The sequence below is a fragment of the Salinicola acroporae genome (assembly GCF_003206615.1).
Classification (GTDB): domain Bacteria; phylum Pseudomonadota; class Gammaproteobacteria; order Pseudomonadales; family Halomonadaceae; genus Salinicola; species Salinicola acroporae.
Genome location: NZ_PZJW01000010.1, coordinates 99,095 through 124,682, shown reverse-complemented (window position 1 = coordinate 124,682; position 25,588 = coordinate 99,095). Strand labels below are relative to the sequence as shown.

At 61.1% G+C, this 25,588-nt stretch carries 18 protein-coding genes and 2 tRNA genes; 7 read left to right on the top strand and 13 right to left on the bottom strand.

Translation table 11 applies throughout. The annotated features are described in order from the left end of the window. Positions 1-93 precede the first annotated feature (93 nt). From lpdA to sdhC, 7 genes are all read right to left on the bottom strand, one after another. Positions 94-1,545, bottom strand: coding sequence for a dihydrolipoyl dehydrogenase (gene lpdA, locus DOM54_RS15315; protein WP_110717168.1), 1,452 nt, complete (start codon positions 1,543-1,545; stop codon positions 94-96). Between the two features lie 102 nt (positions 1,546-1,647). Beyond that, on the bottom strand, positions 1,648-3,225 hold the full coding sequence (odhB, locus tag DOM54_RS15310) for a 2-oxoglutarate dehydrogenase complex dihydrolipoyllysine-residue succinyltransferase (protein ID WP_110717167.1): 1,578 nt from the start codon (positions 3,223-3,225) through the stop codon (positions 1,648-1,650). Between the two features lie 51 nt (positions 3,226-3,276). Further along, positions 3,277-6,108 carry a 2-oxoglutarate dehydrogenase E1 component gene (locus DOM54_RS15305; RefSeq protein ID WP_110717166.1) on the bottom strand — a complete coding sequence of 944 codons (2,832 nt, stop codon included), beginning with the start codon at positions 6,106-6,108 and terminating at the stop codon, positions 3,277-3,279. A 257-nt stretch (positions 6,109-6,365) separates the two neighbouring features. Continuing rightward, positions 6,366-7,076, bottom strand: a complete 711-nt coding sequence (locus DOM54_RS15300; protein WP_110600699.1) for a succinate dehydrogenase iron-sulfur subunit — start codon at positions 7,074-7,076, stop codon at positions 6,366-6,368. Positions 7,077-7,090: 14 nt separating this feature from the next. Further along, positions 7,091-8,863 carry a succinate dehydrogenase flavoprotein subunit gene (gene sdhA, locus DOM54_RS15295; RefSeq protein ID WP_110717165.1) on the bottom strand — a complete coding sequence of 591 codons (1,773 nt, stop codon included), beginning with the start codon at positions 8,861-8,863 and terminating at the stop codon, positions 7,091-7,093. Positions 8,864-8,866: 3 nt separating this feature from the next. Then, the gene (sdhD, locus tag DOM54_RS15290) at positions 8,867-9,214 is read right to left on the bottom strand and encodes a succinate dehydrogenase, hydrophobic membrane anchor protein (protein WP_110600696.1); all 348 of its coding nucleotides are present in this window, start codon (positions 9,212-9,214) and stop codon (positions 8,867-8,869) included. Further along, positions 9,208-9,585: a succinate dehydrogenase, cytochrome b556 subunit gene (sdhC, locus tag DOM54_RS15285; RefSeq protein WP_206019126.1), complete on the bottom strand. Its 378-nt coding sequence runs from the start codon at positions 9,583-9,585 to the stop codon at positions 9,208-9,210. The genes sdhD and sdhC overlap by 7 nt, the downstream gene beginning before the upstream one ends. A 499-nt stretch (positions 9,586-10,084) precedes the next feature. Here sdhC and gltA point away from each other — a divergent pair, with 499 nt between their 5' ends. Next, positions 10,085-11,371 (top strand): citrate synthase, encoded by a 1,287-nt coding sequence (gene gltA, locus DOM54_RS15280; RefSeq protein ID WP_110717163.1) that lies wholly within the window; start codon positions 10,085-10,087, stop codon positions 11,369-11,371. Between the two features lie 385 nt (positions 11,372-11,756). Here gltA and DOM54_RS15275 read toward each other — a convergent pair. The 3 genes from DOM54_RS15275 to gltX form a co-directional block, all read right to left on the bottom strand. After that, positions 11,757-11,832 (bottom strand) — tRNA-Glu (locus DOM54_RS15275). Positions 11,833-11,861: 29 nt separating this feature from the next. After that, positions 11,862-11,937: transfer RNA gene (locus DOM54_RS15270), tRNA-Ala, on the bottom strand. A 96-nt stretch (positions 11,938-12,033) separates the two neighbouring features. Beyond that, complete coding sequence (gltX, locus tag DOM54_RS15265; RefSeq protein WP_110717250.1) at positions 12,034-13,512, bottom strand: glutamate--tRNA ligase; 1,479 nt, start codon at positions 13,510-13,512, stop codon at positions 12,034-12,036. A 333-nt stretch (positions 13,513-13,845) separates the two neighbouring features. Between gltX and DOM54_RS15260 the strand changes: the two genes are divergently transcribed. Continuing rightward, on the top strand, positions 13,846-14,406 hold the full coding sequence (locus DOM54_RS15260) for a helix-turn-helix domain-containing protein (protein WP_420852760.1): 561 nt from the start codon (positions 13,846-13,848) through the stop codon (positions 14,404-14,406). Between the two features lie 588 nt (positions 14,407-14,994). On the opposite strand, the gene DOM54_RS15250 is transcribed toward DOM54_RS15260, so the two are convergent. Further along, on the bottom strand, positions 14,995-16,188 hold the full coding sequence (locus tag DOM54_RS15250) for an MFS transporter (protein WP_240613927.1): 1,194 nt from the start codon (positions 16,186-16,188) through the stop codon (positions 14,995-14,997). Between the two features lie 576 nt (positions 16,189-16,764). Here DOM54_RS15250 and DOM54_RS15245 point away from each other — a divergent pair. From DOM54_RS15245 to putP, 5 genes are all read left to right on the top strand, one after another. Continuing rightward, positions 16,765-17,157 carry a hypothetical protein gene (locus tag DOM54_RS15245; RefSeq protein WP_110717160.1) on the top strand — a complete coding sequence of 131 codons (393 nt, stop codon included), beginning with the start codon at positions 16,765-16,767 and terminating at the stop codon, positions 17,155-17,157. 430 nt (positions 17,158-17,587) lie between these two features. Then, positions 17,588-17,959 carry a hypothetical protein gene (locus tag DOM54_RS15240; RefSeq protein ID WP_110717159.1) on the top strand — a complete coding sequence of 124 codons (372 nt, stop codon included), beginning with the start codon at positions 17,588-17,590 and terminating at the stop codon, positions 17,957-17,959. A 24-nt stretch (positions 17,960-17,983) separates the two neighbouring features. Beyond that, positions 17,984-18,754 carry an AraC family transcriptional regulator gene (locus DOM54_RS15235; RefSeq protein WP_110717158.1) on the top strand — a complete coding sequence of 257 codons (771 nt, stop codon included), beginning with the start codon at positions 17,984-17,986 and terminating at the stop codon, positions 18,752-18,754. A gap of 164 nt (positions 18,755-18,918) precedes the next feature. Continuing rightward, positions 18,919-22,110: a bifunctional proline dehydrogenase/L-glutamate gamma-semialdehyde dehydrogenase PutA gene (putA, locus tag DOM54_RS15230; protein WP_110717157.1), complete on the top strand. Its 3,192-nt coding sequence runs from the start codon at positions 18,919-18,921 to the stop codon at positions 22,108-22,110. Positions 22,111-22,308: 198 nt separating this feature from the next. Next, a complete protein-coding gene (gene putP, locus DOM54_RS15225; RefSeq protein ID WP_110717156.1) occupies positions 22,309-23,799 on the top strand; it encodes a sodium/proline symporter PutP in 1,491 nt (496 codons plus the stop codon). 148 nt (positions 23,800-23,947) lie between these two features. On the opposite strand, the gene DOM54_RS15220 is transcribed toward putP, so the two are convergent. Next, a complete protein-coding gene (locus tag DOM54_RS15220; protein WP_110717155.1) occupies positions 23,948-24,340 on the bottom strand; it encodes a GtrA family protein in 393 nt (130 codons plus the stop codon). Continuing rightward, on the bottom strand, positions 24,337-25,341 hold the full coding sequence (locus DOM54_RS15215; RefSeq protein ID WP_240613926.1) for a glycosyltransferase family 2 protein: 1,005 nt from the start codon (positions 25,339-25,341) through the stop codon (positions 24,337-24,339). The genes DOM54_RS15220 and DOM54_RS15215 overlap by 4 nt, the downstream gene beginning before the upstream one ends. Positions 25,342-25,588 lie beyond the last annotated feature (247 nt).

Here is a 25,588-nt window from a genome sequence, read left to right as displayed (position 1 = left end):
TGACTCGAATGGCAACGAGCCGGTCAATCGGCCCGTCGCCCCCGTGCCATTCCCATGGGAATGGCACCTAGTGCAGGAAACGCTGGAGAACGACTACTTGCGTTTCTTGCGGTTGGCCATGTGGATGGCATGCCCATCGACAGCCAGTGCCGCCTCGTGCACCGCTTCCGACAGCGTCGGATGTGCAAAACAGGTCAGCGCCAGGTCTTCGGCACTGGAACCGAACTCCATGGCGATCACGCCCTGGGCGATCAATTCACCGGCGTGCTGGCCGAGAATGTGGATACCCAGGACGCGGTCGGTTTCGGCATCGGCGATGACCTTGACCATCCCTTCCGGCGCGTTGTTCGCAAGTGCGCGACCACTGGCCGAGAACGGGAAGGCACCGGTCTTGACCTCGATGCCCTGCTCCTTCGCCTGCTGCTCGTTGATACCGACCCAGGCCACTTCCGGCGCCGTGTAGATGACGCTGGGAATCGCGTCGTAGTTCATCTCCGGTTTCTGACCGGCAATGATGTCGGCGACCATGACGCCCTCTTCCGACGCCTTGTGGGCCAGCATTGGGCCGCGAACCACGTCGCCGATGGCGTAGACGCCGGGAACATTGGTACGGCACTGGTCGTCGACGAAGATGAAGCCGCGCTCGTCGAGCTTGATACCGGCGCCGTCGTCGAGCAGATTTTCGGTATAGGGCTTGCGGCCGACACAGACGATCAGCTTGTCGAAGGTCTGTTCCTGCTCGCCCTCGCTGTCGGTGTACTGGACCACGACTTCGCGGGATTTGCCCTTGCCCTTGATCTCGGAGCCAGTCACCCGCGCGCCCATCTTGATGTCCAGGCCCTGTTTCTTGAACAGTTTCTGGGCATCCTTGGCAATCGCCTGATCGACCATCGGCAGGAAGGTGTCCAGCGCCTCGAGCACGGTGACTTCACTGCCCAGACGGCTCCACACGCTGCCCAGTTCCAGGCCGATGACCCCGGCACCGATCACGCCCAACCGCTTGGGCGCCTCGGCGAATTCCAGCGCACCGGCGGAATCGACGATGATATCGTCGGTCATCGGTGCCGGCGGAATGTTCACCGGGACCGAACCGGAGGCGATGATGACGTTGTCGGCCTCGTAGGTCTCGGTCTTGCCGTCGTGACCGGTCACTTCGACCTTCTTGCCATCGAGCAGCTTGCCAGTGCCTTCCAGTGCCGTGACGCCGTTGGACTTGAACAGCATGCTGATACCGCCGGTATTCTTGGCGATGACGCTGTTCTTGAACTCCATCATCTTCTTCACGTCGGTGGCGACATCGCCGACATTGATGCCGATCTCGGCATAATGATCGCGCGTCTCGACGAACTTGTGAGACGTCTCCAGCAGTGCCTTGGAGGGGATACAGCCCACGTTCAGGCAGGTACCGCCGTGAACCGTCTTGCCTTCCTTGTTGACCCACTTCTCGACGCAGGCAGTCTTGAGGCCCAGTTGCGCGGCGTGAATCGCGGCGACGTAGCCTCCCGGGCCAGCGCCAATGACGATCACATCGAATTTATCGGCCATGAAAAGTTTCCTGTTCGCTTCGTTTGACGTTCAGTCTTCGAATTCGTGTGCGACGGTGCGAATATCCGCTGGCCCGGACGCGAGAGGCCCGGGCCCCGGTCATCAGATATCCAGCAGCAGGCGCGCCGGGTCTTCCAGCAGCGACTTGATCGCCACCAGGAACTGGACCGCGTCCTTGCCGTCGATCATGCGATGGTCGTAGGAGACGGCGAGATACATCATCGGGCGAATCTCGACCTTGCCGTTCACCGCCATCGGACGCTCCTGGATCTTGTGCATTCCCAGGATCGCGGTCTGCGGCGGGTTCAGGATCGGCGTCGACATCAGCGAGCCGAAGATGCCGCCATTGGTAATGGTGAAGGTGCCGCCCTGCATGTCGTCGATGCCGAGCTTGCCCTCGCGACCGCGCTTGCCGAAGTCGCCGATCGCCTTCTCGACATCGGCCAGCTTCATGCTGTCGGTGTCACGCAGCACCGGCACCACCAGACCGCGCGGCGTGGAGACCGCGACACCGATATCCTGATAGCCGTGGTAGACGATGTCGGTGCCATCGATGGAGGCGTTGACGTCGGGGAAGCGCTTGAGCGCCTCGGTCGCCGCCTTGACGAAGAAGCCCATGAAACCGAGCTTGACGTCGTGCGCCTTGAGGAAGGTGTCCTTGTATTCACTGCGCAGCGCCATCACCGCGCTCATGTCCACCTCATTGTAGGTGGTCAGCATGGCCGCGGTCTGCTGGGCCTGGACCAGGCGCTTGGCGATGGTCTGGCGCAGGCGGCTCATCGGCACACGCTGCTCGGGACGCTCGCCCTCGACCGCCGGCGCTGCAGCCGCTTTCGGTGCGGAAGCGGCAGCCGGCTTGGCGGATTTCTTCGCCGAGCCATCCTTGACCGCCTTCTGCACGTCTTCCTTCAATATCCGACCGCCCTTGCCAGTGCCCTCGATCTTGCTGACATCGAGATCGTTCTCGGCCGCCAGCTTGCGCGCAGCAGGGGCCAGAATCTTGCCATCCACCTTGGTGTCTTCTTCGCCATCGGCGGCAGGTGCCTCATCCTGATCGTCGGCGGATTCGGCGGAAGCCCCACCGTCGCCCTCGCCACCTGCCCCCTCGGAGAAGACGGCCAGCAGCGCCTCGGATTCGACGACCTCACCTTCCTCGACCTTGATCTCGGAGAGCGCGCCGTCGGCCGGGGCGACGACTTCCAGCACGACCTTGTCAGTCTCGATCTCGGCCAGGACTTCATCGCGCTTGACCGCTTCACCGACTTTCTTGGTCCAGCTGGCGACGGTGCCTTCCTGCACGGATTCAGGGAAGCTCGGCGCCTTGACCTCAAAACTCTTGCCGGACGCGGCAGGCTTGGCCGCCGGCTTCTCGCTGCCCGACTTGTCCTTGCCGTCGGACTTCTCTTCGGCGGCCGGCTTCTCTTCACTCTTGCCGCCTTCCGAAGCCGCGCCGAGAACACCCAGCACCTGCTCGGATTCGCAGGTGTCGCCCTCTTCGATCTTGATCTCGGAGAGCGTGCCGGCCTCGGGCGCCACCACCTCGAGGACGACCTTGTCGGTCTCGATCTCGACGATCAGTTCATCGCGCTCGACGCTGTCGCCCACTTTCTTGTGCCAAGTGGCGACCGTTCCCTCGGCAACGGATTCGGGAAAAGTCGGCGCTTTGATATCAGTAGCCATGTCGTATCCTTAGTCTCTTTTCTCTCGCGCCTGTCTCAGCGGCAAGGCGTCTTACGCGTTGAAAGCGTCGTCGACCAGTTGGCTCTGCTGGGCCACATGGACAGACATGTAGCCCGCGGCTGGCGCGGCAGAAGCCGGACGACCCGCGAACTTGAGGCTGTGATCCAATCCCTCTCGCACCATACCCGCCACCAGGCGCAGATGGTGCTGACTCTGGTACCAGGCGCCCTGGTTGAGAGGCTCCTCCTGACACCAGACGACCTGCTCCAGGTTCGGATAGGTCTTGAGCGCCTCCCACAGCTCGTCCTTGGGAAAAGGATAGAGCTGCTCGACACGAATGATCGCCGTGTCGTCACGCTCGTTTTCGGACCGGTAGGTCGCGAGATCGTAGTAGACCTTGCCCGAGCAGAGCACGGCTCGCTTGACCTGCTGGGGATCCCGTTCGCCGACATCGGGGATGACCATCTGGAAGCGCCCTTCCGACAGCTCTTCCATGGTCGAGGTGGCATCCTTGTGGCGCAGCAGGCTCTTGGGCGACATCACGATCAGCGGCTTGCGCAGCGGTCGGATCACCTGACGACGCAGCAGATGGAATATCTGCGCCGGCGTGGTCGGCACGCAGACCTGCATGTTGTGCTCGGCACACAGCTGCAGGAAGCGCTCGAGGCGCGCGGAGGAGTGCTCCGGCCCCTGCCCTTCATAGCCATGCGGCAACAACAGCGTCAGACCGCAGAGACGTGCCCATTTCGACTCGCCCGAGGAGATGAACTGGTCGACCACGACCTGAGCACCGTTGAAGAAGTCGCCGAACTGGGCTTCCCAGATGATCAGCGAGTTGGGCGCGGTCGTGGCGTAGCCGTATTCGAATGCCAGGACGGCCTCTTCCGACAGGAAGGAGTCGTAGATGGCGAAGGCGGGCTGGTCGTCCTTGATATGCTGCAACGGGACATAGGTCGAGGCATCGGCCTGGTTGTGCACCACGGCATGCCGATGAGAGAACGTGCCTCGGCCGGTATCCTGCCCTGTCAGGCGCACCGGATGTCCGGCGTCGACCAGGGTGGCGTAGGCCAGGGTCTCGGCGAATCCCCAGTTGAGCGGCTGGTTGCCGGCCAGCATCTTGCGCCGCTCCTCGTAGACCCGCGCAACCTGGCGCTGGACGTCGATGCCGTTGGGGATCTCGCTCATCTTCTGCGCCAGCTGGGTCAGCTGATCGAGATCGCAACTGGTATCGGTGTCGCCGCTCCACTCATGCCCCAGATACGGCGTCCAATCGACGAACAATCCGGTGTTGGGCTGCTTCACCAGCGCGTTGGCGACATGGTTGCCGGCCAGCAGATCGTCCCGATACTGCTCGCCCATCTGCTTGGCCTGCTCCTCGTTCAGCACGCCCTCCTTGATCAGTTGCTCCACGTAGAGCGTCCGCGTCGACTTGTGCGACTTGATCTTGGAGTACATCAGGGGCTGGGTGCCGGAGGGCTCGTCGGCCTCGTTGTGGCCACGCCGACGGTAGCAGACCAGGTCGATCACGACGTCGCGCTGGAACTCCTTGCGATAGTCCACGGCAACCTGGGTCGCGTGAAGCACCGCTTCCGGATCGTCACCGTTGACGTGCAGAATCGGCGCCTGAACCATCTTGGCGATGTCGGTGCAGTACTCGGTGGAACGGGCATCGTCGGCACGCGAGGTGGTGAAACCGACCTGGTTGTTGATCACGATGTGCAGCGTGCCGCCGGTCTTGTAACCGCGGGTCTGCGACATCTGGAAGGTTTCCATCACCACGCCCTGGCCGGCGAAGGCGGCGTCGCCGTGGACCACCACCGGCAGGACCTGCTGGCCCTCGTCGTCCTGGCGGCGATCCTGGCGCGCTCGTACGGAGCCTTCCACAACCGGGGAGACGATCTCCAGATGCGAGGGATTGAACGCCAGCGCCAGATGGACTTCGCCACCGGGGGTCATGACGTTGGAACTGAAGCCCTGGTGATACTTGACATCGCCGGAGCCCTGCTCGATCTGCTTCTTGCCGTCGAACTCGTCGATCAATTCCGACGGGCTCTTGCCGAGGATGTTCACCAGCAGGTTGAGGCGTCCGCGGTGGGCCATGCCGATCACCACTTCCTTGACGCCATAATTGCCGCTGCGCTGGATCACCTCGTCCATCATCGGGATGAAGGACTCCCCACCCTCCAGACCGAAGCGCTTGGTGCCCGGATACTTGGAAGCCAGATAGCTCTCCAGCCCCTCGGCCGCGGTCAGGCGCTCCAGCAGGTGCTCGCGTTCGCTCTGACTGTATTTCGGCTTGGAACGGACCGACTCGAAGCGCTGCTGCAGCCAGCGTTTCTCCTCGGTGTTGACGATATGCATGAACTCGCAGCCAATCGAGCGACAGTAAGTCTGCTCGAGCGCCTCGACGATCTCCTTGAGGGACGCTTCCTCCTTGCCCAGAAAGAACGAACCGGTCTGGAACTCGGTGTTCATGTCGGCTTGAGTCAGGTCATGAAAGGAGAGATCGAGATCGGGGACCGTGTCGGGCTTACGCAAGCCGAGCGGATCGATGTTCGCGCGCTGATGGCCTCGGAATCGATACGCGTTGATCAGCTGAAGAACCTTGACCTGCTTGCGGTTCTCGCTACTGCCGGTGGCGGCGGTCGCCGGGGCGCGACGCTCGCGCGACAGTTGATAGAACTGCTCCCGTATCGGGCTGAGGGGAACATCTTGGGAGGGAGAGCCTTCCAGACGTGGCAACTGCTCGAAAGCTTGGCGCCACTCATCGGGAACGGTCGCGGGATCATCCAGGTACTGCTCGTAGAGCGCTTCCACATAGTGGGCGTTGCCGCCGCTCATGTGGGAAGTGCGCCACATCAACTCCATTATGCCTTCTTGCATCTCTCGTTCACCCTACACTGATGGGGTGTTGTCGGCGCCGGTCGCAGCTGCGCCTCGGCGTCACTCCGGAACCGTCGCGAGACGGCCAACGACCATGCCCTTCAAGGCGTCTCCATGATCGTTAAAAGCCGGTGCACTAGGCACCGGCTGACATCTTGAGCTCTGGCCGGCTGCGACATCGAGTCGCAGCCAGTAGCGTGGCGGTATGATAACAAGCCCAGCGCTACGATTTAAGTCGTAGATGCCGCCTTTGACGATCAGGTCGCGTTGGACAACAGCATTTCGCGAATCTTGCCGATCGCCCGGGTGGGATTCAGCCCCTTCGGACAGACGGCGACGCAGTTCATAATGCCGCGGCAACGGAACAGGCTGAACGGGTCTTCCAGCTCGGCCAACCGCGCCTGGGTGGCGTTGTCGCGTGAATCCGCCAGGAAGCGATAGGCCTGCAGCAGGCCGGCCGGACCGACGAACTTGTCCGGATTCCACCAGAAGGACGGGCACGACGTCGAGCAACAGGCACATAGAATGCACTCGTAGAGCCCGTCCAGCTTGTCGCGCTCCTCCGGCGACTGCAGACGCTCGATGGCCGGCGCCGCGGTATCGTTCTGCAAGTACGGCTGCATGCGCTCGTATTGCTTGTAGAACAGCCCCATGTCGACCACCAGATCGCGCATCACGGGCAACCCGGGCAGCGGGCGCAGCACCAGCTTGTTGTCCTTGACCACGTCCGACAGCGGCGTGATGCAGGCCAGCCCGTTGGTGCCGTTCATGTTCATGCCGTCGGAGCCGCACACACCCTCGCGACAGCTGCGACGGAAAGCCAGCGAGCTATCCTGGTCCTTGATCATGGTCAGGATATTGAGAACCATCAGATCGCGCCCCTGGGTATCGATCTGAAACTCCTGCATGTAGGGAGCGGAATCGGTTTCAGGGTTGTAGCGGTAAACGGAAACCTGCAGATTGGACATCGTTGACAACCCCCTTAGTAGGTACGGACTTTCGGCTCGAAAGTATCGACCGTCTTCGGCGTGAAATTGACATCACGCTTGGTCACAGTCTTGTCGCCCGGATGAAAGAGCGAGTGCTTGAGCCAGTTGACGTCGTCGCGATCCGGATAGTCGTAGCGCGAGTGAGCACCTCGACTCTCCTTGCGATCGAGCGCCGCGATCGCGGTAGCCTCGGCCACCTCCAGCAGGTTGTCGAGTTCCAGGGCTTCGACGCGCGCCGTGTTGAAGACATCGGACTTGTCGCCCAAATGGGCCTGTCCGATGCGCTCGCGCAGTTCCGCCAGTTTCTTGACGCCTTCCTGCATGTTGTCTTCCTGCCGGAAGACACCGAAAGCATTCTGCATGGTGTTCTGCAACTCGGCCTTGAGCTCGGGCACGGACTCGCCACCGCTGGACTCATTCCAGCGCGCCAGCCGACTGGTAGCACGCTCGATGTCCGACGCCGAGGCATCGAGATACTCGATACCATCGCTGAGCGCCTTGTCGATATAGATCCCGGCAGCGCGACCGAACACCACCAGATCGAGCAGCGAGTTGCCACCCAGGCGGTTGGCGCCGTGCACCGAGACGCAGGCCGCCTCGCCGCAGGCAAACAGACCGTTGACGATCTGGTCGTTGCCATCGCCATCCTGGGTGATGGCCTGGCCGTGCACGTTGGTCGGAATCCCGCCCATCATGTAGTGACAGGTCGGCGTGACCGGGATCGGCTCCTTGACCGGATCCACGTGGGCAAAGGTCTTGGACAGCTCGACGATACCCGGCAGGCGCTTCATCAGCACTTCTTCGCCCAGGTGATCGAGCTTCAGCATGACGTGGTCGCCATTTTCGCCACAACCGCGGCCCTCGAGTACCTCCATGACCATGGACCGGGCGACGACGTCGCGGCCAGCCAGATCCTTGGCGTTGGGCGCGTAGCGCTCCATGAAACGTTCGCCGTCCTTGTTGATCAGGTAGCCGCCCTCGCCGCGACAGCCTTCCGTCACCAGCGTACCGGCACCGTAGATACCGGTCGGGTGGAACTGCCACATCTCCATGTCCTGCATCGGGAAGCCGGCGCGCAGCGCCATGCCGATGCCATCGCCGGTATTGATCAGGGCATTGGTCGTCGAGGCATAGATACGGCCCGCACCACCGGTCGCCAATACGGTCGCCTTGGATTTGACATGCACGATCTCGCCGGTCTCGATACACAGCGCGATGCAGCCGACGACATCGCCGTTGGCATTCTTGACCAGGTCGATGGCGTACCACTCGTCAAGGAACACCGTATTGTTCTTCAGGTTGTTCTGATAGAGCGTGTGCAGCAACGCGTGGCCGGTACGGTCGGCCGCGGCGCAGGTGCGTGCCGCCTGACCACCCTTGCCGAAGTCCTTGGATTGACCGCCGAATGGGCGCTGGTAGATACGCCCGTTGTCGAAACGCGAGAAAGGCAGCCCCATGTGCTCGAGTTCGAACACTGCCTTCGGCCCCTCGGAGCAGAGGTACTCGGCCGCGTCCTGGTCGGCGATATAGTCGCCGCCCTTGACGGTGTCGTACATGTGCCAGCGCCAATCGTCATTGGGGTCGGCGGAAGCGATGGCACAGGTAATGCCGCCCTGCGCGGAAACGGTATGCGACCGCGTCGGAAAAACCTTGGAAAGCACCGCTGTCTTCTTGCCGGATTTGGCCAGCTCGAGCGCCGCCCTCAGGCCGGAACCGCCACCGCCGATGATGATGGCGTCAAAAGTCAGGTTACGCATGGTTGACATGGATCAGGCTCCCCAGAGGACTTGAACGCCCCAAACCAGAAAAACGAAGATGGCGAGAATCACGACGGCTTGGAAGGCGAAGCGAACACCGGTGTGCTTGAGATAGTCGGTGGAGACCGTCCACAGACCAACCCAGGCATGAGCAGCCATGGATATGAAGGCCAGCAAGGAGAAGATGCGCATCCAGGTCTGGGAGAACAGGCCGCTCCAGGTGACGTAGTCCAGGTTCGGATGAAACAGCAGGTAGGCCACGACGAACAGCGCATAGAGCGCCAGCACCACCGCGGAAACACGCTGGATCAGCCAGTCGGACAAGCCACTGCGGCCCAGATTCGTGATATTGGTTACCATACCCAGACTCCTGCCAGAACCACCAGAACGGCACTGATCACAACGGTGATCTGCGCCTTGAGATTGCCACCCTCGAGATCGACACCGTAGCCGGTATCCATCAGCAGGTGCTTGATCCCCGCGACAAAGTGGAAACCGAGTGCCGAGAGCAGGCCCCAGGCAACCAGCTTCGCCAACACGTTGTGCGCCAACGCATCACGCACCGATTCGAATCCCTCGGGAGAGGAGAGCGAAGCATCCAGCGCCCAGAAGCCGAAGATCAGCCCGACGAAAAGGATGACGCCTGTGATGCGATGTGCGATAGAGGTGAGTGCGGGAAGTGGAAAATGGATGGTGGACAGGTCGAGGTTTACTGGACGTTTGCTATTCACGGCTCTTAAACACTCTCTTAACCCAAACGGGTCGTGCCCGTTCAGGGCGGTGGTTTTTAGAAGCTGGACACGGTCGCAAGATGCAGTTCCGATGCGGCCCCAACCGGCTGACGATGCCATATCGTGCGGTTGCAGATTATAGGGTTTGGGTAACGGTATGACAAATCATCACACAGGCCACCCACGGGAAAAATGTCCGCCTGCTCCCCGTCGCCATCGGCTCGCAGGTTGTCGACAGTCGAACGAAATTTCTTTTGTCGCTGTCGGCTCGACCCCATCGATGGGTATGATGGTGACTCGGTCCGAGCATCCCCGGTGCCATTCCTTACCCCCGGCACCCCGCCACCTCTTCTACAATCCGGGACAAACGCCGCAACCACGGTGTCAACGCGACCTAGGCGAATTGACAAACCCCCGCGGAAATCTATAGTGGGCAAACTCTTTTTTCCGCCCGCAGGCAGTAAAGACAAAGGCTTATGTCACGATAAAGGAGGCCTACATGGCTGACAGAAAAGCGAAACTATCGGTCGATGGTGTCGACAACACCATCGAATTGCCGGTATACCCCGGTACCGTCGGCCCCGATGTCATCGACGTCCGCAGCCTGACTGCAGAAGGCCTGTTCACCTACGACCCTGGCTTCGTCGCCACCGCTTCGTGCGAGTCCAGCATCACCTATATCGACGGCGCCGCCGGCACGCTGCTCCATCGTGGATACCCAATCGAGCAACTGGCCGAGAACTCCAACTACGTCGAACTCTGCTATCTCCTGATGTTCGGCGAACTCCCCTCCTCCGAGGAGTACGAGAAGTTCAGGGATACCATCGGTCGTCACACCATGGTTCACGAGCAGATCGTCAACTTCTACAAGGGGTTTCGCCGTGACGCACACCCCATGGCCGTTCTCTGCGGCGTCGTCGGCGGGCTGGCTGCCTTCTATCATGACAACCTGGACATCACTCAGGCCGATCAGCGTCACGTCAGCGCCATACGCTTGATCGCCAAGATGCCGACGCTGGCAGCGATGTGTCACAAGTACAACATCGGCCAGCCATTCATGTATCCGCGCAACGACCTCAATTACTCCGAAAACTTCCTGCACATGATGTTCGGCAACCCGTGCGAGCATTATGAGGTCAATCCCGTCATCGCCAAGGCGATGGATCGTATCTTCATGCTGCACGCCGATCATGAGCAGAATGCCTCGACCTCCACCGTGCGCCTGGCCGGTTCCACCGGCGCCAACCCCTTTGCCTGCATCAGCGCCGGCATCGCCGCACTCTGGGGGCCGGCGCATGGCGGCGCCAACGAGGCGGTACTGGCGATGCTGGACGAGATCGGCGACGACTCGGAAGAGAATATCCAGCGCTTTATCGACAAGGCCAAGGACAAGGACGATCCGTTCAAGCTGATGGGCTTCGGCCACCGGGTCTACCGCAACTTCGATCCCCGCGCCAAGGTGATGAAGGAGACCTGCGACGAGGTCCTCGGAGAGCTGGGGGTCGGCGACGACGCACAACTGCAGATCGCCAAGCGCCTGGAGCAGATCGCGCTGGAGGACGAATATTTCATCGAGCGCAAGCTCTATCCCAACGTCGACTTCTACTCCGGGATCATCCTCAAGGCCATAGGCATTCCAACCAACATGTTCACGGTGATCTTTGCCATGGCACGCACCGTCGGCTGGATCTCCCACTGGAACGAGATGATCACCAACGGCTACCGGATCAGCCGTCCGCGCCAGCTGTACACTGGCTACGACAAGCGGGATTACCCGAAGAAATAGCCCAGCAGCGCACCAGCGACCCAACCCGATGCCGCCGGAACGACCGGCGGCTTTTTCATGCCCGGCCCGCGGGCGGCAAAGATTTCCACACTTCCTGTGGATAAGCCTGTTCAAAACCCCTCGATAATGTCACCAAACCGCCTCCAGAAGCGCGCTGCCAACAGATTGCTTAATTTTTAACCACAAATAAGCTGTTGATTTTTATAGAGAAAAATTTCGTTTACCTATTTTCAGTAAGTTAGCGGCGTCAAGGAAGCCGCGAATCGCGCACGGTGGAAAAGCCGGCAGAATGTCAAGCCCGGAAGGATCGATACCGAACAGTTATCAACAGTCGTGAAAACCCACGAAGCTGGATATCGGTAGAGGGAATGGAGCAGAAAAGAAGTGGCGTCCCATAGGGGGTTCGAACCCCTGTTACCGCCGTGAAAGGGCGGTGTCCTGGACCACTAGACGAATGGGACGCTGAAGACGACGCAGAGGTCGGTTCTTGTGGTGGAGCCTAGCGGGATCGAACCGCTGACCTCAACACTGCCAGTGTTGCGCTCTCCCAGCTGAGCTAAGGCCCCGTTCCAAGAACGGGGCGAAATATACGGCCATCCCACTGATAAGTCAACGCTTTAGACAGAAAAAATCACATCGGCCCTGACATGTCGGGTACCGAGTTACAGCTCGCGATACTGCTTCTCGAGACGCTTGGCCTGCTTCTTGGAAACACCGCCGAGCACCTCGATCGCATGGCGAAGGCGCGCCCGCGTGACGTCCGAGCCAAGAATCGCCATGGCATCGAGTACCGAGGTCGAGTGGGAGCTTCCCGTCACCGCGATGAACACGGGCGCCAGAAAAGCCTTCATCTTCAATTCGAAGTATCCCGCCAGCAGCTTGACCTGCTCCAGCAGCTTGTCCTTTTCCCAGCGCGCAACGGTCTCCAGCCGCCATACCAGGAACTGCAGCAGCGCCACCAGCGTCTCGCGTTCGAGGTTGACGCTGTCGAAGCTCTTCTCGTCGATTGCAGGTAGGCCGGCGAAGAAATGGCCGGCCAGCGGCATCGCATCGGAGAGCGTGGTGATCCGCGGGCGAATCTGGGGCAGGATCTGTCCGACATACACCTCGTTGAAAGCCCACTCGCGCAACGCCTCCAGGAGCGCCGCATCGTCCAGGTCTTCACGGATATAGACACCGTTGAGCCAGCTCAATTTGTCCAGATCGAAAACCGGGCCACCCAACGAGACCCGCTGAAGGTCGAAGTGAGCCATCATCTCATCGAGACTGAACTTCTCGCGGTCGTCCGGCATCGACCATCCCATCCGCCCGAGGTAGTTGGTGACCGCCTGCGGCAGGAACCCCATCCGGCGATAGTAGTTGATCGAGGTCGGATTCTTGCGCTTGGACAACTTCGACTTGTCCGGGTTGCGCAGCAACGGCATGTGGCACAGCTCCGGCATCGGCCAGCCGAAATATTCGTAGAGCAATTGATGCTTGGGCGCGGAGTTGATCCACTCTTCGCCCCTGAGGACGTGGGTGATCCCCATCAGATGGTCATCGACTACATTGGCCAGATGGTAGGTCGGCATACCGTCCGACTTCATGAGGATCTGCGCGTCGACCTGGGCCCAATCGACCTCTATCTGACCACGAAGCATGTCCTGGACGACACAGACCCCCTCGGAAGGCACCTGCAATCGAATGACGTAGGGATAGCCGGCCGCCTCCCGTCTGCGCTGCTCCTCGGGATCCAGCGCCAGGTCGTGAGGTTTCAACGCCAGATGCAGCCCCGCCGCCCTTCGCTCTTCACGCAGCGCGTCCAGCTCTTCGCTGGTGCGATAGCATTTGAAGGCATGCCCATCCTCGAGCAGCCGTTCGGCGTGCTGAGCGTAGATGGAGCCCCGTTCACTTTGCCGATAAGGGCCGTGAGGTCCACCGATATCCGGCCCTTCATCCCAGTCCAGCCCCAGCCAGCGCAGGGAGTCGAGAATCATTTTCTCCGACTCGGCCGTGGAGCGCTGACGATCGGTATCTTCGATCCGCAGAATGAACTGGCCGCCGTGCAGGCGAGCGAAGCAGAGATTGAAGAGTGCGATGTAAGCTGTGCCGACATGGGGATCGCCAGTAGGCGAAGGCGCGATGCGCGTGCGTACCGTCATGAATTCCATTCCGTTGATGAACGAGCGCAGTAATTGTACGCCTTCCCGGGGGGAGGCTGCAGCGCTGGCTGTCCCTACCCTGCGTGTGGAGACGTAGGGGGGAACGAGCATCGGGAAACCGGAACCCACCGAGGCAATGAAATTGTGCCTTGACGATTCTTCGCTTCGCGCCAACGCTTGGATCGTAAAATTAGACAAACATACGACAACAAGCTCGCAACCCGAAACATACTTCGGTAATGAGTGGATATCCTCACAGCACCAATACGCAGGCGAGATTCATGGATGGACGGGTTAGGACCACGAATCAAACAACTCCGCCTTCAGGCAGGAATGAGCAAAGCTGCACTGGCAAGACGGGTGGGCGTCTCTGACGTCACGATTTCCTATTGGGAGTCAGGCACCATCAAGCAGATCGGCCATGAGCGTCTCGTGGCGCTCACCTCGGCCTTGAGCTGTTCGATCAAGCAGCTCCTCGACGATGACGTTCTCAATGCGATGGCGGTCGACTCACAGATGTCGAGCCGAGCCGTCTTGAGCATCCACTCGCATCTGGCGGCTCCCTGGGAGCAACAGCAGGCGGAGCCTGACGCGATGTCGACGCTCCAGTTGCTGACCCAGGATTGTCATCTGGTGACACCGGCAGAAAACGAATCGTTTGATTTCCTGTTCGAGGGGGATCTGGCCGCCGTCCTGCCGTGCGACAAGTTTCAGCAGGACGGCCTCTATCTGCTCGAACGGGAAGGGATTCTACAGATCCAATATCTGGAGCACCTGGCCTCCGGCAGAATGCGCGTCAGCGGAGAGCAGCTTCACGGGGTGACCGTGGAGAGCGTTCGTCATCCGCCGTTTCGCATCGTCGGCTACATCAGGGCACGTTGGAGCCGTCAGTGAAAGCCGCCCCTTGCCGTCAGGAAAGTGGCCGGCCGATCGACGAACGGCTGCAGCCCCGGGCTCGCGCCATGGAGAAAAACGGCGCAACAAGCCAAGGAGTTGGGCAAAATCCCGAGAGGGCCGGCGCACCGGCGGCATTCAATGCCCCGACCTCGTCGCCGCTGCCATGGTGAGCTTTCGGGCTCTTCGCCACTGCCCGATCTTGCATTTCCCGTGCTCGGCTATACAGTTAGTGTCAGACTATAGTCGTACAGGATTTGCGGAGCACGCGCCGCACCTCATGGTTAAGGAGAACCCGATGGAAATGTTCACGGTCAAGCAATCCGAAAGTTCATTGATGGCATGCTGTCGTGCTTGTGGGCATGAGCAGCCGTTACCGATGACATCCCCTGACGCAGAAGAACAGGCGGCTGTCAGTATCAAGTGCGAACGCTGTCCCAGCGAGGACGCATACGTTGCCGTTCCCGCCCCCACGGACGCCGTCACCGAGACCGTTTGATTCCCGTGTACCGCGCTTGACGGTCCTGACCCAGCCGGGTCAGGACCCTATCCGATTCACCGATTCGATTCGACTCGATCCCACCGCACTCAGCCGTGCCGACGCTGTTGGCGATAGGCGAAGAAGAATACGACCAGCCCCGCTGCAGCTGTCGCCGCACCGACGTACCCGGTCACGGTCCAGCCCAGCCCGGCGCTGATGGCCATGCCGCCGAGCCATGGCCCCAGCGCGTTGGCCACATTGAAAGCGGCGTGATTGGAAGCGGCAGCCAGCGTTTGGGCATCCGCAGCCACATCCATCAGTCGTGTCTGCAGCGCCGGTGACAGCGAGACCATGGTACCGACCGCCACGCAGATCAACAGAATCGACCATAGCGACTGCGCCGCCAACGGAAAGAGCAACAGGATGGCGATGCACCAGACCAGCAACCAGCCCACCCCCTTGAGCTGCATGCGATCGTACAACCTACCGCCGACGATATTGCCGATGATGGCGCCAGCACCAAACGCCGCTTGGGCCACGGGAATCCAGTACGGCGATACCTGCGTCACGTTGACGAGAACCGGGGCCAGGTAGGCGAAGACACAAAACATGCCGGCGAAGCCGATCGCGCCGACACCCAGCGTCAACCAGACCTGAGAACGCTTGAGGGCGGTGAGTTCCTGGGCTGGGCTGTTGCGCTTCTCTTGTCGGTTCAAGGGTAGGTAGATGAACACCAGAATGACCGTCAAGACGGCAATGCCACCGACCAGGGCAAAGGCCAGACGCCAACTCATCATCTGACTCAGCCAAGTAGCGAGCGGGTTACCTATCAGCATGGCGATAGTCAGGCCGGACATGACCCGGCTCACCGCTTGAGCCCGCTTGTGCGAGGGTACGAGTGAAGCCGCGACCAGGGAGGCGACGCCAAAATAGGCGCCGTGAGGCAACCCGGAGATGAAGCGAAAGACCATCAGGGTGTGATAATCCGGTGCCAAGGCGCTGGCGATATTGCCGAGGGCGAAAAAGGCCATCAGCATCAGCAGCAGATGACGCCGATAGAAGTGCGAGCCCATGACGGCAATCAATGGTGCCCCCACGACGACACCCAGCGCATAGGCGCTGATGACGTGCCCCACTTGCGGCTCGGAGATATTCAAAGCCTGGGCCACGTCCGGCATCAGCCCCATGATCGTGAATTCGCCCACGCCAATGGCGAATCCTCCCACGGCCAGCGCCATTTCGATCAGCAACGCATACCGTCGGGCGGGCCTTGCTGCGTCGGTCGAGTGAGCGTCAGCCACGACCACCTCCTACTTTAGTCTAACGGAATTGGTCTGCGATTATTCACGCTAGCCCGCGGTATGGGAACCGTTGGCCAGCAATATTCTTGCAGATGTTCGGTAAAGACTGCGGCCGCCCCGACTGAAAGATGACGCCTCAAGTCACGGACTTGCCACAGCGCCTTGGCGTATCAGGCAGCCATTATCGAACGCGCGTATCAAACTAGAACTTTAATATTAAAATAGAAGTATCTTAACTATGAGGGATAGCCAACTCCGGTCACTGATTCAGGCAATCACGCGGCCTGTTGATCTTTTTTCAACTTTTCATCGGGCGGGAAAAAACCATGGCCATGGCAACAGAGTTCACTGAAATGCCTCCTTCAAGGCGCCACTCACAGACGAAAGCGCTGCTCGCGTCGGGCCATGCAGAACCGGAGTGACCCTATACGAACTATGCATCTGTCCGGAAACGAGTCTATGTTAATCTTATCATTGAAATATCAAACTAGAAGCTAATCGCGTCATTTCATAACATTAATTAAATTCATGACAAAAACGATGGCAACCATAACTCATACTCATGTCGTACAAGCGATGTCCCACTGGCTTGCCAGCAATGGCTATCGATGTGGGGCCAGCCGGCTGGGCACGCGACCGGAAATCGATCTCGAAGCCACGGCCGTGTTCGGGCAACGGCGCCTGATCGTCGACTGCCGGGGAGAGCTCGGCCTCGATGTCGGCCAGGACCCCTGGATGGAGATCACCCAAGCCTTCTTCTATCTCATCCAGGACAGCGAAATGCCGGATGAGACGGCCCAGGTATCGCTGGCGCTTCCCGACACCTCCGATTTTCGCCGCCGGATGGCCGGGATGAAGGAGTTCTGCCTACGCCAGGGCGTCACCGTGTTCTGGGTAGCCGAGAACGGCCAGGTCAGGCAATGGGACCCGAACATATCCACTGCTTCCGGCGCCAGAGCATTGCCTTGACGCGGGCAAATACCGACTCCAGCGCGAGCTGTTCCGCAGCTTCGGTCGCGTCAAGGAACTTTTTCACCGACAACGACTCATAACGCTCAAGAGATACTGAATAGCAGTCGCTACAGGATTCTCGAGCTTACTGTAAAGATCGTTATCGCCGCGCCCTGCGCGGCGTTTTTTTATGCGGACGGCAGCGATAGGCACGATCACCGCCAAGCCCGTAATCCTCTCCAGCCGGTTGCCAGCGCGACCGCCGCCGAGGTCGACCGTCCCCGCATGACGGTCTCATGACACCCGGGCGGCTCCGCTTTCCTCCATTTCGACCTCTGCGCGATCGACATCGGGCCGGATGTGCCTGGCCCAACGGCGTGTCAGCGACATTTGGGCGCCACCGCCAGCATGGTAAACTGTGCCGATTGCCGCGCCCCGGAGCCTCTGCATGCCACTATTCTTCGTGGTCTTCCTCGTCTGCCTGCTGATCAGCCTGGCCACCGTGGCGGCGCTGATGCTGTCGCGTACCCCCCGTTATCGAACGCAGTCACAGGATCTTCTAGACCTGTTCGACGCGGTACTGGACAACCGCGCCAGTGAAGCACGCTGGCATACCTTGATCGGCTACCCGATACGGCACGATGCTTACCTGGAAAACCTGCGCCGCTGTAGCCAGCATCTGATGGAAACACACGGCCGCCCTTGGCAAGCGGCCCAGGGCGGATCGCTCTTCTCTCGCAGAGGCCGGGAAGAGCTGATGGCACTGCGCGATCACCTGGCTGCCCATCAGGCGCTTCACGGAAGTGAGTATCATGCCTGAACACGTCAAGTCGCGACGAACACCATGACCGACACGATCCGGCTGGCCCCACTCGACAATACCATCCAGCACCACCACCACGACTATCACCAACTCGTGATCGGGCTGTCCGGTTACGCGGAATTCGAGATCGCCGGCCAGGGAGGTGTCGTGGCGCCACTCTCGGGCTGCCTCGTGCCCGCCAATATCGAACATTACTACGAGGGCATCGGAGACAACCGCCAGTTGATCATCGATCTGCCGGACGATGCCTCTGCCCTGACCGGGATGAATCGGCGATTGAGGGCCTTGTTCGATCGTCCGGGGTATTTTTCTCTCGATGAATCACTACAGCACTACCTGCAGTTCCTGATCAACGAGATGGGCCAAGCCAGTCACGCGCCCGGGGATCTACTGGTCGCCACCCTACTCAGTTCACTGCACGCCCGCCTGAACGCGCCGCTCGTCTCATCCTCGCTGGCCAAGCGAGCCAGTCGAGCACTCGACGTCCAGCGGCTCGAGCAGTTCGTTCTCGAACGGCTGGACCGGCGCCTGAGCGTCTCTGACCTGGCCCGACTGGCCTGTCTGAGCGAAGCACACTTCGCCGAACGATTTCGCGAACAGACCGGCATCACTCCCTATCAGTTCGTGATGCGGCTGCGCTTGAACCGGGCTCGTGAATTGACCACGTTGACCGACATGCCACTGGCGGATATCGCGGAACGTACGGGATTCGCCAATCAAAGCGCCCTGAGCAACGCCTTCCGTCGTCGTTACGGCCATCCTCCCATGCAGCTGCGACGCCCCTCTCGTTAGCGCGAAAAGCCGGCCTTTTTCGCAAATACCCCCGGATAATTGGCAAGTACCGCCCACCTGTTTCACGATAGAGTCAGCCACCACGCCTATCCCTTGGCGCAGTTCACCGTACGCTTCCGGCAAGCGGTCACCACCGCCGACGCCGATTATCACGGGGTTAAACAATGCTAAAAGCCGACCAAATGCTGGATGCCGCTACCTGGCAGACCTCGCTGGCGACGCTGTTCGCCAGGATCAGCGACCACTATGTGGTTGACGAGGACGCCTACCTCGAGCAGCTGTGCGCCATGCTGGACGCCGATGAGGCGGATTTCGCACGCATCGGCGACAAGACGGCGCAGCTGGTCCGCGATGTTCGCACCATGGACACCGCCGTCGACTCCATCGACGAACTGCTCCAGCAGTACAGTCTCGACACCCAGGAAGGCGTGCTGCTGATGTGTCTGGCGGAGGCACTGCTGCGTATTCCCGACAAAGCCACCGCTGATGCCCTGATCGAGGACAAGCTGGGCGTCGCCGACTGGAAGCGCTACCTGGGACAGAGCGAGTCGTGGTTCGTCAACGCTTCGACCTGGGGCCTGCTGATGACGGGCAACGTCATCCAGATGGACAAGCCAAGGGAGGGCAAGCCGGCCAATTTCATCAACCGCATGGTCAATCGCATGGGCGAGCCGGTGATTCGCAGCGCCATGTACCAGGCGATGAAGATCATGGGCCAGCAGTTCGTGCTGGGCCGCACGATCGACGAGGCGCTCAAGCGCTCCAAGCCGCTGTTCAACAAGGGCTATACCTACTCCTACGACATGCTGGGCGAAGCGGCCCGCACCCGTCAGGACGCCAAGCGCTATTTCGACGACTACGCCTCGGCAATCCGCCAGGTCGGTGAAACCAGCCTCAAGCTGGACGCCAGCACGCCGGCCCCGTCTGTCTCGATCAAGCTTTCCGCTCTGCATCCACGCTACGAGTTCGGTCGCCGCAGCCAGGTGCTCGAAGAACTGGTCGGCACCGTCAAGCAGCTCGTGGAGCTGGCTCGGGAGCGCCATGTGGCGCTGACTGTCGACGCCGAAGAGGTGGACCGCCTTGAACTCTCGCTCGAGGTCTTCCGCGCGGTTTTCGAGAGCGATGTCTGCCGCGGCTGGGGTCACTTCGGCCTGGTGGTTCAGGCTTATGCCAAGCGCTGCCTGCCGGTATTGCACTACATCAATCGCCTGGCCGATCAGCAGGGCGACGAGATCCCCCTGCGGCTGGTCAAGGGCGCCTACTGGGATACCGAGATCAAGGAATCGCAAAAGCTCGGCGTCGACGGCTACCCGGTCTATACCCGCAAGGCTTGCACGGATGTGGCGTACCTCGCCTGCGCCCGATTCCTGCTCTCCGACAATACCCGGGGCCGCATTTTTCCCCAGTTCGCGACGCACAACGCTCACACCATCACGAGCATTCTCGAGCTGGCCAACGATGCCGATCGCGCCTTCGAGTTCCAGCGACTACATGGCATGGGCGAGGCGCTCTATGACGCGGCGCTCAAGCGCGCCCCGCGAGGCACCTACTGCCGCATCTACGCCCCCGTCGGCGCGCACAAGGACCTGCTGCCGTACCTGGTCCGCCGGCTGCTGGAAAATGGCGCCAACTCGTCGTTCGTCCACCAACTGGTCGACCCGCGGGTGGCGGTCGAATCTCTCTGCGTCCATCCGATCGCCACACTCAAGCCCTACCCGACCTTCGCCAATCCCAAAATTCCGCTGCCAAAGGACATCTACGGTCCGGCACGCAAGAACTCCAAAGGCGTCAACTTGAACATCAACAGTCAATACCAGCCGCTCGTCGACCGCATGGCGGAGTTCATGGACCGTGAATATCACGCCAAGCCACTATTGGGTATCGACATCGCCAACGACGACAGCCAGCGCCAGCCTGTCACCAGCCCCTACGACCGCCGTCAGCCGGTGGGCAGCGTCCAGTGGGCGACACGCGAGCACGCCCAACAGGCCGTCGATATTGCCTGGAAAGCCTTTCCCCGCTGGAGCGAGACCCCGGTCGAGGAGCGAGCAGCGATCCTCGAGCGCCACGCGGATCTGATGGAAACCCATCTGCCGGAATTGATGACGCTCTGTTCACGCGAGGGCGGCAAGCTGCTCACCGATGGCGTCGACGAGATTCGCGAGGCAGTGGATTTCTGCCGCTACTATGCCGCCCGCGCCCGCGAGCTGTTCGCCGAGCCAACCGCCCTGCCAGGGCCGACCGGCGAGTCCAACGAGCTGATGATGAGGGGCAAGGGCGTGTTCGCCGCCATCAGCCCATGGAACTTCCCGGTGGCGATCTTCACCGGGCAGTTGGTAGCAGCCGCCGTGGCCGGCAACAGCGTGCTGGCCAAACCCGCAGAGCAGACCTCGCTGGTCGCCAACCGGGTGATCGAACTGCTGTTCGAGGCCGGCATGCCACGCGATGTGGTCCAGCTGCTGCCGGGCGACGGCCCCACCGTGGGCAGCGTCTTGAGTAGCGACCCCCGCATTACTGGCGTGGTCTTCACTGGCTCCACCGACACCGCGCAAATCATCAACCGGGCACTGGCCGCGAGAGAGAACGCCGCCCTGCCCACGTTGATCGCCGAGACCGGCGGCATGAATGCGATGATCGTCGACTCTACCGCCCTGCCCGAGCAGGTCGTCGCGGATGTCGTCCACTCGGCGTTCCAGAGTGCCGGCCAGCGCTGTTCCGCCCTCCGCGTTCTTTACCTGCAGGAAGATATTGCCGATCGCGTCATCGAGATCCTGCGTGGCGCCATGGAAGAGCTGCGGATCGGTGATCCCCGCGATCTCGGCACCGACGTCGGCCCGGTCATCGACGAGGAAGCTCGCGAAGGACTGCTCGCCCATATCGAGAAGATGAAGGCCGAGGGGCGCGTGCTCGCCGAAGCCAAGCTCGATCCGGCACAGACCGACAACGGCACCTTCGTGGCGCCCATGGCCTTCGCCATCGACGGCATCGAATCGATGGAAGCTGAGCAGTTCGGGCCTCTGTTGCACATCGCGCGCTATCGAGCCGACCAGTTGGAAGACGTCATCGACGCCATCAACGCCAAGGGCTACGGCCTGACGTTCGGCGTCCACAGCCGTAACGAGAGCTTCACCCAGCATGTCGCCAGCCGCATCCGCGTCGGCAACGTCTACGTCAATCGCGATATCATCGGCGCCGTCGTCGGCGTGCAGCCATTCGGCGGCCAAGGCTTCTCCGGTACCGGTCCGAAAGCCGGGGGGCCACACTACCTGTTGCGCTTCGCCACCGAGAAGACTCGCACCATCAACACAGCCGCGCTGGGCGGGAATGCTTCGCTGCTAGCGATGGGAGACGAGTAATCCCCACTCGTCATCAACGACAACAAGCTGAAGGAAGTTCTGCATGACCGAAAACAATATCAACAGTGGGCTAACGCCCCCTCGCCAGCCATCCGCGGCGCGAGCCGCCGCTGCGCCGGGCCGCGTGAACACTCCAGCTCCGGCAGTATCGTGTCCGGGCCGGTGACATCCAATAACTAAGAGAAAGGAGACGTCCTCATGGCTATCGGTGTCTGGATAAGCCTCATCGCCTACTTCGTGCTCATGATCGCCATCGGCCTCTACGCCATGCGCACTTCCACCGCCACTTCCGAGGATTACATGCTGGGCGGAAGAACGCTCAGCCCTCAGGTCGCGGCCCTGTCGGCCGGCGCTTCGGACATGAGTGGCTGGTTACTACTGGGCTTGCCCGGGGCGATGTTCGTCTCCGGCCTGGGTTCGGCCTGGATCGGGATCGGCCTGTTCGTCGGCGCCTTCTTCAACTGGCTGCTGGTGGCGCCACGGCTGCGCGAGCAGACCGTGCATTACGGCAACGCCATCACCATTCCGGCGTTCCTGGCCAACCGCTTCCCGACCCGCGCGCTGTCGCTGCGCACGGTCTCGGCCATCGTCATCGTGGTGTTCTTCTCGGTCTACACCGCCTCGGGTCTCGTGGCCGGCGGCAAGCTGTTCGAGAGCGCCTTCTCCGGCGTCATCGATATCGGCGGGCTGAGCGACTACGCCACCGGCGTGGTCCTCACGCTCGGGGTGGTGCTGGTCTATACCGTGGTCGGCGGCTTCCTGGCGGTAAGCATGACCGACTTCGTCCAGGGCTGCATCATGATGCTGGCGCTGGTGATCATGCCCGCGGTGGTGCTCTTCGGCGAGGGCGGCGGCGGCTTCAGCCAGGCCCAGCAGACGCTCAATCAGGTCGATCCCACCCTGCTCTCGTGGACCGACGGCCTGACCATCGTCGGCTGGCTCTCCGCGGTCACCTGGGGCCTGGGCTATTTCGGCCAGCCGCACATCATCGTGCGCTTCATGGCGATCCGCTCGGTCAAGGACGTACCCACGGCACGTAACATCGGCATGACCTGGATGTTCATCTCGCTGGTCGGCGCGATCTCGGTCGGCATCTTCGGCCGCGCCTATGCGATCCGCAACGGCCTCGAGGTGCAGGACCCGGAGACGATCTTCATCATCCTCTCCAACCTGCTGTTCCATCCGCTGATCACCGGCTTCCTCTACGCGGCGCTGCTGGCGGCGATCATGAGCACCATCTCAAGCCAGCTGCTGGTGGCCTCCTCGTCGCTCACCGAGGACTTCTACCGCCTGTTCCTGCGCAAGGAAGCGAGCGAGAAGGAGACCGTCACCATCGGTCGTCTGAGCGTGGTCGCGGTCGGCGTGGTGGCAGCGATCATCGCCTCCAATCCCGACTCCCAGGTGCTGGGCCTGGTCAGCAACGCCTGGGCCGGCTTCGGCGCTGCCTTCGGCCCGCTGATCCTGCTGTCGCTGATGTGGTCGCGGACCAACGGCGCCGGCGCCATCGCCGGCATGGTGGTGGGCGCACTGACGGTGATCGTATGGATCGCGCTGGGCTTCAGCAGCTCGTTCCTGGGCGGCCCGGGCGTCTACGAGATCATCCCTGGTTTCATCGCCTCCTTCGTCGCCATCGTGCTGGTGAGCCGCATGACCAGCGACGCTGGCGAGTACCGTCAGATCACACGCTGAGCGCTGCTCAGACCACCAAGATCAAGGGCTCCTGCGGGAGCCCTTTTTCATGCCTGCCAAGGCGTCGACCACCGCGACCGTAGGAAGAAAGTCGACCCCCCCATCGGTTCCATCGCCGCCGACGCCTGCGCCCACCAATCGCGAACTGTCAGCGATGATGCTCGCGAAACGCCCACAGTCGTGAGCCGACGTAGGTGATCACTGGCACGGTAAGCGTGGCAATGCCGATGGCCCAGAATCCAGACACGCGTGTCGAGGCCAGCAGCATGGCAAGGACACCGTTATTGAGAACGAACCCCAGCAGGGCCAGTGTGAAGAAACGTCTGGCCTTCCCCCGACGCCGAAACGTCAAGCGTCGGTGACCGATCAGCGATATCTGGAAAGCAACCAGAAAGCCACACAGATTGACCACGAATTCCGACAGCGCCGGCCACAGGGCGCTGAGGATAGCCGCAATCGTCAGGTGCGCAGCCGTCGCCACACACCCCACCAGCCCGAACCGGGCGGCAGTCTTCGCCTCACGCTTGAGCCGGCGCTTCACGAGGCGTCAGACCCGTGGCGGGCCCCGCCGCCCTCACCGACCTGCCCCTCCCGGTCGATCAGGCTATCCTCGGCGACCAGGTAGAGCGGTCGCTGCTTGGTCTCGATGAAAAGACGCCCGACGTACTCGCCCAGGATACCGACGGACAACAGCTGCATGCCGCCGAAAAACAGGATCGCGGTCATCAACGACGCATAGCCAGGCAGGTCATTGCCCACCACGATCACGCGTCCGACGAGGAGCAGGATATAAAGGAAGGCGAGCCCGGCAATGACGGCGCCGAAGTACATCCAGATACGCAATGGCCAGGTAGAAAAGCTGACGAACCCGTCTATGGCGAAATTCCACAGCTTCCAGAAATTGAACTTGCTCTCCCCGCTTTCCCGCGCCGGCCGATCGTAGTAGACACCAATGGAGCGGTACCCCGGCCAGCTGAACAGGCCTTTCATGAAACGGTTGCGCTCGGGCAACCGCTTGATGGCATCCACCACACGGCGATCCATCAGCCGAAAATCCCCTGCATTGCTGGGGATGTGCGTTTCGGCCAGATGGTTGAAAAAGCGATAGAAAAGGCCGGCGGAGGCCCGCTTGGCCTGGGTGTCCTCGTCTCGGGAGCCACGAATGCCGTAGATCATGTCGTACCCTTCGTCCTGCCACAGCCGGATGAATTCCAGGATCACCGCCGGGGGATCCTGCAGATCGACATCCATTGGCACGACGGCATCTCCGCGAGCGTGATCGAGCCCGGCGGTCATGGCAGCTTCCTTGCCGAAATTCCGCGTCAAGGACAGAACCCGAACCCGAGGATCCCGGAGCGAACTCGCGCGCAGCCTCTCGAGCGTGGCGTCGGTGGAGCCGTCGTCGACGAATAGTATCTCCAGTGCCGGAAGTCTGTCGCCCAGCTCTCGGTCCACCGCTTGCAGAAACCGGTCGATCGCATCCTCCTCGTTCATGACCGGTACCACGATCGACAACATCCAATCCTTTCGGTGTCTCTCCACGGGGGCTCCTCTCCTAGGTCAATGTCGTCGGCTCACCCTAGGCTGGCGACGTCATCCATCAGCGACTAGGGTAATCCTAGCGGTAGAAAGGCGACTGCGCACAGACAGGCGGATATGCTGCTGGAGTGTAAAAAAACGCTGTTTCAAAATTTTACTGGACATAAAAAACACCGTTTCCTATCATAGCGACGTTGTCTCATAGAATGTGAAGGCCGGTAACACGGCTTCATGATGAAAGAAAGGGAGT

Excerpts from the sequence above, each read along its gene's own strand:
- sdhD (WP_110600696.1), bottom strand. The coding sequence starts at position 9,214 with ATGGTAACCAATATCACGAATCTGGGCCGCAGTGGCTTGTCCGACTGG.
- DOM54_RS15240 (WP_110717159.1), top strand. The coding sequence starts at position 17,588 with ATGCCACTATTCTTCGTGGTCTTCCTCGTCTGCCTGCTGATCAGCCTG.
- DOM54_RS15235 (WP_110717158.1), top strand. The coding sequence starts at position 17,984 with ATGACCGACACGATCCGGCTGGCCCCACTCGACAATACCATCCAGCAC.
- putA (WP_110717157.1), top strand. The coding sequence starts at position 18,919 with ATGCTAAAAGCCGACCAAATGCTGGATGCCGCTACCTGGCAGACCTCG.
- DOM54_RS15260 (WP_420852760.1), top strand. The coding sequence starts at position 13,846 with ATGAGCAAAGCTGCACTGGCAAGACGGGTGGGCGTCTCTGACGTCACG.
- odhB (WP_110717167.1), bottom strand. The coding sequence starts at position 3,225 with ATGGCTACTGATATCAAAGCGCCGACTTTTCCCGAATCCGTTGCCGAG.
- putP (WP_110717156.1), top strand. The coding sequence starts at position 22,309 with ATGGCTATCGGTGTCTGGATAAGCCTCATCGCCTACTTCGTGCTCATG.
- sdhA (WP_110717165.1), bottom strand. The coding sequence starts at position 8,863 with ATGTCAACCATGCGTAACCTGACTTTTGACGCCATCATCATCGGCGGT.
- gltX (WP_110717250.1), bottom strand. The coding sequence starts at position 13,512 with ATGACGGTACGCACGCGCATCGCGCCTTCGCCTACTGGCGATCCCCAT.
- gltA (WP_110717163.1), top strand. The coding sequence starts at position 10,085 with ATGGCTGACAGAAAAGCGAAACTATCGGTCGATGGTGTCGACAACACC.
- DOM54_RS15245 (WP_110717160.1), top strand. The coding sequence starts at position 16,765 with ATGTCCCACTGGCTTGCCAGCAATGGCTATCGATGTGGGGCCAGCCGG.
- lpdA (WP_110717168.1), bottom strand. The coding sequence starts at position 1,545 with ATGGCCGATAAATTCGATGTGATCGTCATTGGCGCTGGCCCGGGAGGC.
- DOM54_RS15305 (WP_110717166.1), bottom strand. The coding sequence starts at position 6,108 with ATGCAAGAAGGCATAATGGAGTTGATGTGGCGCACTTCCCACATGAGC.
- DOM54_RS15300 (WP_110600699.1), bottom strand. The coding sequence starts at position 7,076 with ATGTCCAATCTGCAGGTTTCCGTTTACCGCTACAACCCTGAAACCGAT.